Below are 14,964 nucleotides of genomic sequence, written 5' to 3'. Positions count from 1 at the left end.
GGATTAATTCTAGCACATATTTATTTTCTAGTCAATTTAGTTTTGTATTTTCAACTTCAGGTATAAAAGCGGGAGAGAGCAGCGCGGATGGGAGCTAACCGTTCAGGAAAATGACAGCGAGTAAAAAGATTTCCATTACATATGTAGTGGTAGGTATTCTTTGGATTTTTGTTAGTGATAGATTGATGCTTTTGGTGCACGATGGGATGGATACCAAACAGTTGGCAATCTTGCAATCGGTAAAGGGAGTTTTCTTCGTAACACTCACGGGATTGTTGCTGTATTTACTCATCAAAAAACACTACCGGTACCTGGACCGGAAAGTCAATGAGCTGGAATTGGCCAATTCCAAAATGGAAGAGGAACGCGTGAAATCTGAGCACGCCAAAAACCAATTGGACCAGTTTATTTTGGTTGCAGCCAACGACCTGGCTGGCCCCGTTAGGCAAAGCCAGGGATTTTTAGAGCTATTCATTCGTAAAAACGAAGCCAATTTGCCCGAAAAATCCATGTCATTTTTACGGCTCACCCTGGATAACTTTATCCGGATAAAAGGGGTTATTCAAGATTTGGTTTCATTTTCTCAGCTTTCGGAAAAAGAGACCTTGCATGAAGCGGTGGACCTGAATGAAGTCCTTGATAAGGTCATTCACTTGAATTCAAAAAAAATACGAGAACATAACATCCACCTTCGCAAGGAGGTACTTCCGATTGTAACTGGTGATTTTCAGCGATTTACGCAGCTTTTTGATCACTTATTAAATAATTCAGTTAAATTTAGAGATCCGGAGCGCGGGTTGCGCGTATCCGTGAGCGCTTTCAGGGAAGGGGATGCGCATGTACTGGCAGTTAGGGACAATGGGAAAGGTATCGCCCCGGAATACCTCCCACGAATATTTTATGTCTTGCAGCGATTCGACGATGGCAGCATCAAGCGTGGTACCGGCATGGGATTGGCCATATGCAAAAAGATAGTCGAAGATGTGGGTGGCAAAATATGGGCAACATCTGTGCCTGGAGAGGGTAGTACGTTTTTCATTTCGTTTAAAGCGAACGGAGTTTTTTAATCATGAAGGGAATCACTCACTATTCAATTGACCTGTCTTCTGTGTTTGAAAACGCAAAAGTCGGGATCGCCTTTGTGGATGCCGATGGCAATTGGGAAGGGGGGAACGAAAATTTTTTGCGGGTAACGGGTTGCACGGAGGAGGAATTTCTCCGTAAAAATTGGAACGATATTTTTGAGATTAACAGTACCCATCCGGGGTTTTCCACAATCAAGGCTGATTCCTCAAAGCGCCTTTCTCCTTTCGAGTTAAAAGTAATACGGAGGGACGGTGCGCAGGTTTGGTTGAACGTTTTTTTACTACCCCGTCAAGAAGCGCGTTTTGCTTGCATCGCAGAAGACATCACGCGGGAAGTGGTTTTTAAGGAACTGGATCAGTTGGAACGAAACGTCCTGGAAAAGAATGCGCTCTCGTACTACACCCTAAACGATGTTTTGGATCAGTTTATCATCGGGTTGGAGCAAATATTTCCTGATATGATCTGCTCCCTGATGAAAGTGGTTGATCAGCGGGTGTATTGTTGGGCTTCAAGAAGGCTTCCGGACGCTTATCTCAAACAGATAAATGGAGCTCCAATTGGGCCAAAAGCGGGTTCCTGCGGAACTGCTGCCTTTTTGAAAACGGCAGTTCTGGTCGCCGATATTTCCACAGATTTCCGTTGGGAGGAGTACAAATCGGCCGCGCTTCCCTACGGTTTGCAGGCATGCTGGTCCCATCCAATCATCTCAGCTTCGGAACGGGTGTTGGCTACCTTTGCCATTTATTACAAAAAGAAAAAATCACCCGAACCGATGGAACTGGATTTCATTGACAGGTCCAGTAAGATACTCGCCATCATTCTGGAAAATCACGAAAACATTCAATCGCTGAAAGAAAGTGATCAGCGATTTCAGTACGTACGTGAGGCCACTTCCGAAGCTATTTGGGATGCAGACTTGCCAAAAGGCACCGTAGTCTGGAGTCAGGGCTACCATACCCTTTTTGGTCATGCCCATCGTGAAGAAGAAATGCCAGGCAGCTCCTGGTCCGATTTTATCCATCCCGACGATTTCCGGGAAGTCACAGATAGCATTCAAAAAGTCATCAACGGTCGGAAAAAAACCTGGACCATGGAGTACCGCTTTCGCAAATCCGATGGACAGTACCTTCGGGTGGAGGACAAGGGGTTGGTCGTCAGGGATCAGCAAGGGAAACCGCTACGAATGGTAGGTGCCATGCGGGACGTGTCTACCCAGTATGAATACCGAAGATCTCTGGAAGAACTCAACCGAATTTTGGCGGCCAGTACCCGAGACCTGGAAGCCACCAATGCCGAATTGGAACGGTATGCCTACATCGCCTCTCACCACCTGCAGGAACCGCTCCGAATGGTCATCGGGTTTATGGACAAACTGTATCGCTCCCAATACTCGACGTTGGACGAGAAGTCGCGGAAATACCTTTCATTTGCCCGAAATGGGGCCGAGCACATGCGAAAGCAGATTCTTGATTTACTCGAATATTCCACGATCGGAAAGGAAGGCCAAAAATTCCAATCCCAATGGGTGGATAGTTCTTCTTTGGTCAACGAAGTTTTGGCAGAGCACCAGGCCTACCTGGACGAGACCGGCGCCCGGGTCCAAGTCCGGGAACTGCCGCGAATTTGGGGAAATAAAAAACGATTGTTTCAGGTTTTTGAACACCTGATCATAAACGCCATTACCTATCGGCCACCGATGCAAGTTCCGGAAATTGACGTTTCCAGCTACCGTGAAAAGGGAATGGTTATTTTCAGCGTTAAGGATAACGGATTGGGAATTGACAAAGCCTATCACCAAAAAATATTCCTCCTTTTTCAGCGACTCCACAGTAGGGATCAATTCTCTGGAACCGGTACCGGCTTACCCGTCTGCAAAAAAATCGTCGAAAACCACGGGGGAAACATTTGGCTGGAATCCGAACCCGGAAAAGGCAGTACATTTTTTTTCTCGGTACCCGATCAGCCCGATTAGAGGGTTTTCTCCCGCTTGCGGGGGATAGTCTCCGACAAACGCTGCCATCGCTGGTAGCGGTAAAATGCCTACGGTATTAGGTGTATTTAAAAAAAGGAATCGATTTTTTTTCCGTAACTTGCGGATAATATCGAGGACGAGTGAATTGACAGTGGAAATTTTGAACGATAGCCATGTTTAAGCTTTTTTTAATTGAAGACAATGAAGGGGACATTTTGTTGATTTCTGAAGCCCTGGAAGACCTACATGTTCCCCTACAAGTGTCCTTTGTAAAGGACGGGCAAGAGGCAGTTTCCTTTTTTAATTCCTGTATCAATGGGGGCTTGGATTTGCTGCCGGACCTGGTCTTACTGGACATCAATCTACCCAGGAAAAACGGACAGGAGGTATTGCAATTTATTAAATCGTCCACGGACTTAAAGCAAGTACCGGTGATCATGCTGAGTACGTCTTCCAGTCACCAAGACATCCTTGAATCCTATCAAAACCAGGCAAACAGTTTTATAAGTAAGCCGGTGGGAGCGGAAGGCTATCAAGACATATTTCAGAAAATCGAAGATTTCTGGTTTTCCCTCGCTCAGCTTCCGTCAAAAATTTGATTTTATGGCAACCGTGTACGATTACTTAAACCTCCTTGTCATCGAAGATAACGATGGAGATTTTCTGCTGGTTTCGGAGGCGATTGAGGAAGTTTTCCCATCTTGTACCATCGATCGGGCCCAAACGTTCAAATCTGCATCAGAAAAACCCGTATTGGATTACCATCTGATATTGCTAGACTTGACCCTTCCTGATAAAAGCGGTGAGGAATTGGTCAGGGATACACTTCGGCTGGCAGGAAAGGTCCCGGTAGTGGTCTTGACGGGATATTCAGACAGAAATTTCGCCATTAAGTCCATTGCTTTGGGTATGTCAGACTACCTGGTCAAAGACGAGATTCATCCGGATATACTTTCCCGAAGCATCGTTTACAGCAGGGAACGAAAGAAAATTTTTAATCGTCTGGAACAATCCGAACTGCGTTACCGCGAGCTTTTTCACCTCAGTCCGCTACCCATGTGGGTTTTTGATCGGAGTTCTCTCAGGTTTCTGGACGTGAACGAAGCCGCCATTCAATCCTATGGTTATTCCCGCGGCGAATTCCTGTCGATGACCATTGCGGATATCCGTCCGGAAAATGAACAGAAAAAGCTGTACCGGGCATTGGAGGAAGGTAAAACGGATACCGGGTTACGAAGTGCAGGGACCTTTTTGCACAGAAAGAAGAGTGGCGAGTTGATCACCGTGGAAATCACTTCCAATCGGATCAATTTCAAAGATAAACCCGCAAAATTGGTGCTGGCCAATGACATCACCCAGAAAATAACTCATATACAAACCGTTGAGGCACAAAACAAACGGCTACGCGAGATTGCCTGGGTCCAGTCCCATGTGGTGCGTGCCCCACTTGCACGTCTGATGGGGCTGGTGAATTTGCTCGAAATCGAATTGGCTGATTTGACAGCGGAGAAGCGGGAATTGCTGGACCATATCCTGTTTTCTGCGGATGAATTGGACGAAGTGATTAAGGACATCAACCAAAAGTCACAAAACATGGGCTTGCCAGAGAAGAAGAATTAAGGGGTATGGAGTTCTTTTTCTAGGCAATAGTCGTCCATGACATAGCCCTCGCCGATAGGAATCACCTCTTCCCGCACAATTTCGAATCCCATCTTAAAATAAAACTGAATTGCCGATCGATTGTACTTATTGACATTGAGCTCCAAAGCTTTTTGAGACGCTTTATAAGCTCTTCGCTCCAGATCAATCAAAATTTTTTTCCCTGTCCCTTTTCCCTGCGCGGCCGGTAAGAGGTATAATTTATGAATTTTCAGGTGGTCCGTTTCACGGTAGTTGACTTCAAAAGAAGTAAATCCCTGGATTTTTCCCGCCTGATAGGCAATCAAAAAACGGTGCCCGTCTTGCATCTGTTGGCTTAGGGATGCAGTGCTGTACATGCGTTTCATCATGTAGGCCAATTGCTCCCGGCTGAGAATTGCACCAAAGGTGGATGGCCAGGTTTTCTGCGCAATTTCCTGAATGAGAGGTATTTGAGCTGAGCCAGCCGGTGAAAGTCGAATCATGGTCATGAGATAGGGCAGTACCTTAGGGAGCGATATCCCGACAAGGTAATCAGTTTTGCGAGTTGATGCAATACTCCCTGAAACCCAATGGCTCGAATGGAGAACCATCTGCAGGGGCTTTTTTTTGGCGGAAATTTTCGTTTTCTTCGTTTTTGGCTCCGTGCCGGACTACGGAGTCTGCTACTAAAAAAACTGAATCATGAACTACCGAAAATTCGGAAACACCTCACTCAGGTTAAGCGAAGTTGGCTTTGGGGCCTGGGGAATTGGTGGACCCGCAATGGCAGGCGACCTGCCCATAGGCTGGGGAGATGTTGACGACCGAACTTCCCTGGAAGCCATAAAAAGGGCACTGGATGTAGGAATAAATTTTTTTGATACGGCTGATTTTTACGGGTTGGGACACTCCGAACACCTGCTGGGAAAGGTCCTTTCAAAGGAAAAAGAGGCCATAGTTGCGAGCAAAGTGGGACATCGCCTGGATGCAAAGGGTGGTATTTATACGGATTATTCCAAACAGCACATCATTCGTTCCTGCGAGGAGAGTATCGGTCGTCTAAACCGGGACATGATCGACTATTACCAGTTACATACAGCCAAAGTAGCGGATTTGGAGCAGGGAGAATGTGTAGAGGCGATGGAACAGCTTAAAAAGGAAGGAAAAATCCGCTATTGGGGGTTGTCATTGAATACCTTTACACCGGCACCAGAGGCGAGCTACCTGTATGACCATCAATTGGCCGACGGGATGCAACTGGTGCTAAACCTGATGAATCAGGAAGCTGTATCCATCGTGGAAAAGGCCAGGGAGAAGGGCTATGGCATCCTGGCGAGGATGCCTCTACAGTTTGGACTGTTGACGGGTAAATTTTCCAAAGCGACAGTATTTTCAAAGGATGACCATCGGATTTTCCGATTGCCGCCCGACTTGCTGGCCCGGTCTCTTGACCTGCTCGAGCAAAAAGTATGGCCTCTTTGCGCTACCTACGGCCTCACGAAAACCGAACTGGCCATGAGTTTTATTCTGAGTTTTGAGGGGGTATCCTCGGTAATTCCTGGAATAAAGACACCCCGGCAGGCCGTTGAAAATACCCGGGGGTTTCAGCAGTTGGACCCGGAAGACCTACGGTACCTGCGTTCGCTGTACCCATCTCCGTTTGCAGATTTATTGGGACAATAGCCGTTTTCCCACTCAGCTATTAAACCCCCGGAGCTTTACCTGGGTGAGTTTTCGTTTGGTGTCCAGGGGAAAGTCTCCTTTCATCATCCAATCGTAATAGCCAGGCTCTTCTTTTAATACCTGTGCGATGGGCTTGCCCTTTTGTTTGCCAAAATTGAAGCATTCCTCTCCCTTGTCGTTGAACACGAACCTTCCCGCCAGGTCGACCATTTTTTCATTGATCAAGTGGTGGATTTTTTTCATGTCGTTTTCCAAAACTCCCACCCGATTTCCTTGCAGGTCCTCCATTTCCTCCCCGGCATACCGGGCAATTTGGGCTTTAAAAACTTCGTAGGTAGCCAGGGTATCCGCTTCTGCACTGTGCGCATTTTCCAATACCTTTCCACAGTAAAATTTGTAAGCGGATGCCAGATTTCTTTTTTCCATCATGAAAAATATTTTTTGTGCATCCAGCAGATTTCTTTTCTCTACGTCAAAATCAATGCCCGCACGCAAAAACTCCTCTACCAGCAGGGGGATGTCGTATTTCAGCACGTTAAACCCCGCCAAATCGGCGCCCTCAAAAAACCGGAACAATTCACGTGCTACGTCTTTAAACGTCGGTGCGTCGGCCACATCTTTGTCGTAAATACCATGGATCAGTGAAGATTCCGGAGGAATGGGCACCGTTGGATTTAATTTCATGGTCTTGAGTTCTTTTTGCCCCTCAGGAAACAATTTTAAAATAGAAATTTCAACGATTCGATCCGTAGAAATGTTGATGCCGGTGGCTTCGAGGTCGAAAAAAGCAATGGGAGATTTTAAATTTAATTTCATCTGATAATCGTGTCGTGGAATGAGAGGAACTACTGGAATTTGGTAACTAAGCAACTTCGAAATGGCACTTTCTGCCAGAAAAAGACAACGTCGGGTGTAACCCGTACTGCAAAGATAGAAATTTTTATCGCTTTCTGTGCCGCCCGTCTCATTTCGCCTTCCTCAAACGGATCCCTTTCAAAAATAATTGAGCATTGGGGAATAAATTTGGCAAGCAAATGGTTGTGCAGGTAGTGGTTGTCAATGTGTGGATAATAAAGTGTATAAGTTGTTCAAAAACTTTAGCTTGAAAGGGGTACTTTTGTGACTATGGCGGATAAAAACAGTAGCAAATTTGAACGAAGCGCAGGATTGAGGAGGAGGTCGGTGGAGCCACATACCGCCCTTGGAAAATTGCCGCCGCAGGCCATCGATCTGGAAGAAGCCGTATTGGGCGCCCTCATGTTGGAAAAGGATGCCCTCACGGCAGTGGTAGATATTCTTTCGGCCGATAGTTTTTACAAAGACGCGCATAAATTAGTCTACGAGGCTATATTGGATTTATTCAACGCAGGCGAGCCAATCGATCTGCTCACCGTAACGAATCAGCTACGAAAAAATGGCAAGTTGGAGTTGGTAGGAGGCGCCTACTTCATCACCGAACTCACTTCCAGGGTCTCTTCCGCATCGAACATTGAATACCATGCGAGGATCATCACGGAGCAGGCCATGAAGCGGGACATGATCCGGATATCCTCAGAAATACAAAAGGAGGCATTTGAAGACACCACCGATGTCTTTGAGTTGTTGGATAAAATGGAACAATCCCTTTTTGAGATTTCGGAAAACAATATCAAAAAGAACTACATGGACATGCGGTCCATCATGCGGGAGGCCATCGTAGAGTTGGAAAGTAAAAAGGGGCAAAAGGATGGGCTTACCGGTGTACCATCGGGTTTTACCGCCCTGGACCGTGTCACTTCGGGCTGGCAAAAATCCGATTTAGTCATCATTGCCGCCCGACCCGCCATGGGTAAAACTGCTTTTGTCCTTTCGGTTCTTCGAAATGCTGCGGTGGACCACAACCGGCCGGTTGCTATTTTTTCACTGGAAATGTCTTCCTTGCAACTGGTCAATCGATTGATCAGTTCGGAAGCCGAGTTAGATTCTGAAAAAATAAAGAAAGGAAATCTGGCCGACTACGAATGGCAGCAATTGATTCATAAAACCGGAAAACTGACTGCTGCCCCCTTGTTTGTAGACGATACTCCTGCCCTGTCGATCCTAGAATTGCGGGCAAAATGCCGGCGTCTAAAGGCACAGAACGATGTTCAATTGATCGTAGTCGATTATTTGCAACTGATGTCAGGCGACAGTAAAGGAAATCACGGAGGAAATCGGGAGCAGGAAATCTCCAGTATTTCCAGGGCTTTAAAGAAAATTGCCAAAGAACTCAATGTGCCGGTAATTGCCCTGTTCTCAGCTGTCCAGGGCCGTGGAGACCCGCGGAGGTGATAAGCGTCCCCAGCTTTCCGACCTCCGGGAGTCGGGCGCCATCGAACAGGACGCGGATATTGTCATGTTTCTATACCGGCCGGAATATTACGGCATTACCGAAGACGAGGACGGAAACAGTACCTCCGGCGTCGGGGAGGTAATCATTGCCAAACACAGAAACGGGTCCCTTGAAAACGTGAAACTCCGGTTTATCGGAAAATACACCAAGTTTACAGACCTTGACATCAATGTGCCGTACCAGCCACAGGATGCCTTGTATGGAAGCCGTTTTCCCAGCAGTGCCGGGGGACAAGGCTTCGATGAGGCGGGAATGGTGAGAATGGGTAGCAAGGCAAATGGAGACAGTCAAGGTGAAAATCCGTTCCCCGCAGGCGACGACAAGGCACCGTTTTGATCCGTGTCAGGGATCGGCCGCTGCATTCCCGAAAAACGAAACGAACGCAACCACCCGTATTTTTCAATGAAAGATCGGTGGAAGGCCAGCCGCAGGTAGGAAGGACGGAAGTCCGTTTTTGGGGCTGATGTGGACGATAGGAGGGCACAGCGAGTTTCTTTAACCATAACCAAAAAAAAGGATGAATTGTATCGTATTAGACAGTACCCATCGTGATGGCATCAATTATACAGAGCTTAGGGAACCGGTGCCCGGGCCCGAGGAGGTAAAGGTTCGGATAAAGGCAGCTGCCCTGAACCATCGGGATCAATGGTGCCGGGAGCAGAAGTATCCAAATTTGAAAGACGGGGTCATTCTGGGCTCGGACGGTGCTGGAGAGATTGTCGAGGCCGGAAATAAAGTAGACAAGTCCTGGATTGGAAAGCAGGTGCTAATCAATCCTGCGCTTCATTGGGGGGAGAATCAATCCGCACAGCAGTCCGAATTTCGGATCCTCGGAATGCCGGATCACGGCACGTTTGCCGATTACTGTTGCGTGCCGGTAGACCGGGTTCACCAGATTCCCGCGCATTTGGATAGCGTGCATGCAGCCGCCCTCCCCTTGGCTGGATTGACCGCTTACCGGGCGCTGGTCTATCAGGGACAGGTAAAAAAGGGTGATCGGGTTTTGGTTACCGGGTTCGGTGGTGGCGTGGCCCAGTTGGCAGTTCAGTTTGCGCTTGCTTCCGGAGCGGCTGTTTCGGTAAGCAGTGGCTCTGGCTGGAAACTGAAGAAGGCCCTGGAAATGGGCGCTGAGGCAGGGTATCTATACCATTCGGCGTCCTGGGTGGAGGACGCGAAAGCCAGTGGCAGCGGATTTGATCTGATCATTGATAGCGCCATGGGCACGACCGTCAACGAGCTGCTCGAACTGGTTCGGCCCGGAGGAACCATCGTGGTTTACGGAGCTACCCTGGGCAATATGAAGGAAGTGAATGCCCGAAGTCTGTTTTGGAAACAGGCGAGGTTGCAGGGAACCACCATGGGCTCGGATCTGGACTTTGAACGGATGCTGGATTTTGTTGTTCACCACCGCATACAGCCGACCGTAGATCGGATTTTTCCCTTATCGCAGGCAACGTCGGCTTTTGATAAAATGGAAAAGAAGGAACAGTTGGGAAAGCTTGTTTTGCAGCCAACCGGCGGGTAATCGGCCTCGCTCTCGAAGGAATTCGTAGAAAAACGAGGAAACCTTCCCTTCGCTTACGGGAAGCCACTTAGGAAAGTTCAATCGTTTTCAACTTGAAAGTTGAAATAGGCATTTTCCAATTCCCTTTGGGCATGGGCATTTTTTTGTTTTTTGGCAAGCTGTATACCCTCCAAAAAGGTGGATTCCGCCTGCGTTGATTGCCCCAGCTCTGCGAATAACTGAGCGGCATGGTAATAGCAGGGAAGATAGCTTTTATGTTCGCGTAATAGTTTGTTAAAATAAAAAGAAGCCTTTTCTTTGTCTTGATTTTGATATTCCAAAGCCAAAGCGTAAATATTGAAAGGGTTTTCGGGTTCTTCTTCCATGTAGCTTAATAGTTCCCGGACCCGGTCATCTTTTTCCATAATGCTGCGTTTGGTTTTGTTGGTGACAAATTTAATTAAAAATAGATGAAAATATTGGTTTGTATCACGCATGTGCCGGATACCACTTCAAAGATCAGATTTACCGAAGACAATAAACAGCTTGACACAACGGGGGTTCAGTTTATCATTGGACCCTACGACGATTACGCACTAGCGAGAGCAGTGGAGCTAAAAGAGCAGACGGGTGGCTCGATTACGGTGGTCAATGTAGGCGAAAAAGAGACCGAGCCCACCTTGCGTAAAGCCTTGGCGATTGGTGCAGACGAGGCCATTCGGGTAGATGCCTTTCCCAGTGATGCGGTATTCGTCGCCCGGCAAATTGCCCACCTCGCCAGGGAAGGAGCCTACGACCTGATTCTTATGGGTAGGGAATCCATTGATTTCAACGGAGGTATGGTACACGGCATGGTGGGAGAGTTGCTGGGAATTCCTTCGATTTCGCCCGTAATGAAATTGGAAATTGAGGGAAAAGCGGCCAGTATTTCCCGGGAAATCGAAGGTGGAAAAGAAGTGATCACCGTTGATTTGCCCTTGATAGCTGGCTGTCAGGAACCCATCGCCGAATGGAAAATTCCAAACATGCGGGGCATCATGTCGGCCCGAACAAAGCCCCTGACTGCGGTGACCCCCATAGCGGCCAGGGGTGCTACCAGCGTTGAGAAATACAGCGTACCTCCGGCAAAAGAAGCTGTAAAATTGGTGACTACCGTGGAAGAATTGGTGGATCTTTTGAAAAATGACGCCAAAATACTTTAAATAACCAAAGGAAATGTCAATATTAGTGTATATAGAGAAAGACGAGGGGAAAATTAAAACTTCGTCACTGGAAGCCGTTTCCTACGCGGCCGTATTGGGCAAGAAGACCGGGGCGCCTGGCGTACATGCAATTGTTCTGGGTAGTCTGGAAGACGCAGAATGGGATCGCCTGGGAACGGCCGGTGCTTCGTCGGCTTATCAGGTTTCGGACGATCGACTTAATGCCGGCGTGATACAGGCGCATGCTGCCGTGGTGGCTGAGGTCTACCGGAACGTGGGCGCGAACACGCTGCTGCTGGCCAAGTCGTCATTAGGAGATGCGGTGGCAGCTCGGTTGGCTATCAAACTGGACGCCGGGTTGGTAACAAACGTCGTGGATTATCCCGATTTGACGGATGGGTTTGTCGTGAAAAGAAGTATTTTCACAGGAAAAGCGTTTGTCGCCACCCGTATCGATACCGAAAATAAGATTCTTGCAATAAAGAAAAACATTCAACCGGTGCAAACCGACGGAGCACCGGTATCGGTAGAGCAGATGGCAGTAGATCTTCCGGAGGAGGTATTTGCCGCCACGATCACCGGTACCGAAAAGGCCACCGGAGAGGTGTTATTGCCTGAGGCAGACATCGTGGTTTCCGGCGGACGGGGGCTTAATGGACCAGAAAACTGGGGGATCATTGAAGACCTGGCTGCTGCCCTGGGCGCTGCGAAGGGATGTTCCAAGCCGGTATCCGATTCGGGATGGAGGCCCCATCACGAGCACGTGGGGCAGACTGGCGTAAAGGTGGCACCTACCCTTTACCTGGCGGTGGCCATTTCCGGAGCCATACAGCATCTGGCCGGAGTGAATGCTTCCCGGAATATTGTGGTTATCAATAAAGATCCGGAAGCACCATTTTTTAAAGCCGCGGATTACGGCATGGTTGGCGATGCATTTGAGATCGTCCCAAAATTGACAGAAGCGATTAAGGCACTAAAATAATGGACCGTGGACAATACTGTTGAGTTAGAAATTTTAGGTTTATCTTCCAATAGCACCCAATCAGGGTCCTTTACATTGGTATTAGGGGAATCCGAGGGTAGGCGCAAATTACCGATAGTAATCGGTATGTTTGAGGCCCAGGCCATTGCCATAGAAATTGAGAAAATCATTCCTAACCGGCCAATGACGCATGATTTGTTCAAGTCCTTCGCCTCGAATTTTCAGTTTTCGGTGGATCATATTTTGATCTCCGATATGAGGGAAGGGGTGTTTTATGCGAAAATCATGTGTCAGAGCTCTTTTAAGAAAGTAGAAATCGATGCGCGTCCCTCGGATGCAATCGCTATTGCGGTTCGTTTTGATGCGCCGATTTACTGTGCCAGCGCGGTAATGGCAGAGGCAGCGATCGAGTTTACGGAAGAAGACGAAAAGAGAGAGCAAGAAGCAGCTTCCGGAAGTGCCACTGGAAAAGGTAGTCCAAAAGAGAAGAGTAAATCCCGGGAAGAAGCCTCCCTCAAAGACTTTAGCCTGGACAAGTTGAATCAGTTATTGGAAAAAGCCATAACGAATGAAGATTACGAAAAGGCGGCACGTTTGAGAGATGAGATTAACCGGAGGAATTGATCCCAGGTCGTACCAGGTATGGGAGGTGATGTCCTCTTGGTGTTGTGCCGCCGCAAGTCACCGAATAGGGCCACGTCCAAAATGGGCGATTTAAAACCGCTAAAATTCGCCTGAAATGGATTATGTAAGAGGTGCATTGGGAATTGTGGTCCTGGTCGGTATCGCCAGCCTTTTTTCTGCGAATTCACGAAAAATCGACTGGAGGTTGGTTGGCATCGGCATCGGTTTGCAAACCGTTTTCGGTATTTTGATCACGAAGGTCTCTTTTGTAGCCGCCGTTTTTACCAAGGTGAGTTTCGGGCTTTGTTACGTTTCTAAGTTTTTCGGAGCAAGGGGCCACGTTTCTTTTTGGAGAATTAGCCAGCGACTCGTTTGGGTTTATCTTCGCTTTTCAGGTGCTACCTACAATTATTTTCTTTTCCACGGTTTCGGCAGGGTTATATTACCTGGGCATCCTTCAAAAAGTAGTATTTGGTATAGCGTGGGTAATGGCCCGCACCATGCGTTTGTCCGGGCCAGAAAGCCTCTCTGCAGCTGGGAATATTTTTTTAGGGCAAACCGAAGCGCCCTTGTTGGTGCGTCCCTTTATCCCGACCATGTCCCGTTCGGAATTGATGTGCCTGATGACCGGAGGAATGGCCACCATAGCCGGTGGAGTGCTGGCAGGGTACGTGGCATTTTTAGGTGGTGAGGATCCGGTAGAAAAAACCCGTTTCGCAACCTACCTTTTGGGAGCCAGCATCATGAATGCACCGGCGGCCATTGTCATTTCCAAGATCATGATACCCGAGGAAAGCAAGGAAACAATCAATGATCGCTTGCACATCAGCGGGCAGGTTACCGACGTTAACTTGATCGATGCCATGTCCCGAGGCGCATCGGAAGGACTAAAACTCGCACTGAACGTGGGCGCCATGCTCCTGGCATTTATCGCGGTTATTGCCGCGCTGAATTATTTCCTGACGGGTATTATAGGCGATTATTCCGGTCTGAATTCCTTGGTGATCGCTTCCACCAACGGTACATTTTCGGGACTTTCCCTGGAATATTTACTAGGGCAGATTTTCCGGCTGCTTGCCTGGATTATTGGCGTAGAATGGAAAGACACCCTGGCGGTGGGTTCTTTACTGGGTCAAAAAACAGTGATAAACGAGTTTGTGGCTTACCTGGGCTTGGCTGAAATGCAAGCTGCAGGTGCACTATCTCCAAAGTCCATTGTTATCGCCACCTATGCCTTGTGTGGGTTTTCCAATTTCAGCTCCATTGCGATTCAAGTGGGAGGGATTGGAAGCATAGCGCCCGGGCAACAAGGAAACCTCTCCCGACTGGGGATGCGGGCCCTTTTGGCCGCTACCATCGCTTGTCTGATGACGGCCACGGTCGCCGGGGCGCTATTTTAATTCGTGCTGCCGTTTTTTCAGTCAAGAATGACTATTTTGGAGATGGTATCGCCTCCCCGAATCTGATCGATCACCTCCAGTCCTTCGGTCACTTTCCCAAAGCAGGTGTGGTTCCGATCCAGGTGTTGGGTGTTTTTTCGGTTATGGCAGATAAAAAACTGTGAGCCACCGGTATTCCTTCCGGCGTGTGCCATGGACAATACCCCACGGTCATGGTACTGAAGCTCGCCATCCAGCTCGCAATCGATGTGGTAGCCGGGCCCACCGGTACCTGTTCCGTTGGGACATCCTCCCTGAATCATAAAGTCAGGTATGACCCGGTGAAAGGTCAGTCCATCGTAAAAGCCTTTTTTGGCAAGTTCAATAAAATTTGCTACCGTTTTAGGGGCGTCTTCCTCGTAAAAGGTAACTTTCATCGTGCCCTTTTCGGTGTGAATTTCTCCGGTTTTCATGAACGTATCGTTTGTTTTTTTGCAATAATACTGATTTTATGCTAGTATCATGCTATACTTGTAATCCG

At 48.0% G+C, this 14,964-nt stretch carries 13 protein-coding genes and 2 pseudogenes; 11 read left to right on the top strand and 4 right to left on the bottom strand.

Translation table 11 applies throughout. The features are described 5' to 3' along the window. The first annotated feature begins 110 nt into the window (after positions 1–110). The 4 genes from ABWH99_RS17655 to ABWH99_RS17640 all read left to right on the top strand — a co-directional run bounded on the left by ABWH99_RS17655 (position 111) and on the right by ABWH99_RS17640 (position 4,678). On the top strand, positions 111–1,067 hold the full coding sequence (locus tag ABWH99_RS17655; protein ID WP_375583144.1) for an ATP-binding protein: 957 nt from the start codon (positions 111–113) through the stop codon (positions 1,065–1,067). A 2-nt stretch (positions 1,068–1,069) separates the two neighbouring features. Beyond that, entirely contained in the window at positions 1,070–3,058 is a 1,989-nt protein-coding gene (locus ABWH99_RS17650) for a PAS domain S-box protein (RefSeq protein WP_375583143.1), read from the top strand. Between the two features lie 173 nt (positions 3,059–3,231). Further along, on the top strand, positions 3,232–3,657 hold the full coding sequence (locus ABWH99_RS17645) for a response regulator (protein ID WP_375583142.1): 426 nt from the start codon (positions 3,232–3,234) through the stop codon (positions 3,655–3,657). Between the two features lie 4 nt (positions 3,658–3,661). Continuing rightward, entirely contained in the window at positions 3,662–4,678 is a 1,017-nt protein-coding gene (locus tag ABWH99_RS17640) for a PAS domain S-box protein (protein WP_375583141.1), read from the top strand. Here the strand turns inward: ABWH99_RS17640 and ABWH99_RS17635 are convergent. Next, positions 4,675–5,181, bottom strand: a complete 507-nt coding sequence (locus tag ABWH99_RS17635) for a GNAT family N-acetyltransferase (protein WP_375583140.1) — start codon at positions 5,179–5,181, stop codon at positions 4,675–4,677. The genes ABWH99_RS17640 and ABWH99_RS17635 overlap by 4 nt on opposite strands. 199 nt (positions 5,182–5,380) lie before the next feature. Between ABWH99_RS17635 and ABWH99_RS17630 the strand changes: the two genes are divergently transcribed. Then, positions 5,381–6,361: an aldo/keto reductase gene (locus tag ABWH99_RS17630; RefSeq protein WP_375583139.1), complete on the top strand. Its 981-nt coding sequence runs from the start codon at positions 5,381–5,383 to the stop codon at positions 6,359–6,361. A gap of 12 nt (positions 6,362–6,373) precedes the next feature. On the opposite strand, the gene ABWH99_RS17625 is transcribed toward ABWH99_RS17630, so the two are convergent. After that, entirely contained in the window at positions 6,374–7,177 is an 804-nt protein-coding gene (locus tag ABWH99_RS17625; protein ID WP_375583138.1) for an exonuclease domain-containing protein, read from the bottom strand. 309 nt (positions 7,178–7,486) lie between these two features. On the opposite strand from ABWH99_RS17625, the pseudogene dnaB reads away from it, so the two are divergent. Then, positions 7,487–9,068 (top strand): annotated as a pseudogene (gene dnaB, locus ABWH99_RS17620) (replicative DNA helicase). A gap of 181 nt (positions 9,069–9,249) precedes the next feature. Beyond that, on the top strand, positions 9,250–10,257 hold the full coding sequence (locus tag ABWH99_RS17615; protein WP_375583137.1) for a zinc-binding dehydrogenase: 1,008 nt from the start codon (positions 9,250–9,252) through the stop codon (positions 10,255–10,257). A gap of 77 nt (positions 10,258–10,334) precedes the next feature. Here ABWH99_RS17615 and ABWH99_RS17610 read toward each other — a convergent pair whose 3' ends face one another. Next, entirely contained in the window at positions 10,335–10,661 is a 327-nt protein-coding gene (locus ABWH99_RS17610; protein ID WP_375583136.1) for a tetratricopeptide repeat protein, read from the bottom strand. Between the two features lie 45 nt (positions 10,662–10,706). Here ABWH99_RS17610 and ABWH99_RS17605 point away from each other — a divergent pair, with 45 nt between their 5' ends. The 4 genes and pseudogenes from ABWH99_RS17605 to ABWH99_RS17590 all read left to right on the top strand — a co-directional run bounded on the left by ABWH99_RS17605 (position 10,707) and on the right by ABWH99_RS17590 (position 14,444). Further along, a complete protein-coding gene (locus ABWH99_RS17605) occupies positions 10,707–11,438 on the top strand; it encodes an electron transfer flavoprotein subunit beta/FixA family protein (protein ID WP_375583135.1) in 732 nt (243 codons plus the stop codon). Positions 11,439–11,451: 13 nt separating this feature from the next. After that, positions 11,452–12,420, top strand: a complete 969-nt coding sequence (locus ABWH99_RS17600; protein ID WP_375583134.1) for an electron transfer flavoprotein subunit alpha/FixB family protein — start codon at positions 11,452–11,454, stop codon at positions 12,418–12,420. A 6-nt stretch (positions 12,421–12,426) separates the two neighbouring features. Beyond that, the gene (locus tag ABWH99_RS17595) at positions 12,427–13,044 is read left to right on the top strand and encodes a bifunctional nuclease domain-containing protein (protein WP_375583133.1); all 618 of its coding nucleotides are present in this window, start codon (positions 12,427–12,429) and stop codon (positions 13,042–13,044) included. Between the two features lie 115 nt (positions 13,045–13,159). Further along, positions 13,160–14,444 (top strand): annotated as a pseudogene (locus ABWH99_RS17590) (NupC/NupG family nucleoside CNT transporter). Positions 14,445–14,461: 17 nt separating this feature from the next. Here ABWH99_RS17590 and ABWH99_RS17585 read toward each other — a convergent pair. Then, positions 14,462–14,896 (bottom strand): peptidylprolyl isomerase, encoded by a 435-nt coding sequence (locus tag ABWH99_RS17585; protein WP_375583132.1) that lies wholly within the window; start codon positions 14,894–14,896, stop codon positions 14,462–14,464. Positions 14,897–14,964 lie beyond the last annotated feature (68 nt).

It is taken from the genome of Cyclobacterium xiamenense (genome assembly GCF_042140265.1).
Lineage (GTDB): Bacteria > Bacteroidota > Bacteroidia > Cytophagales > Cyclobacteriaceae > Cyclobacterium > Cyclobacterium xiamenense_A.
Note: the sequence above shows the minus strand (reverse complement) of the source record. Positions and strands in the feature narration are given on the sequence as shown.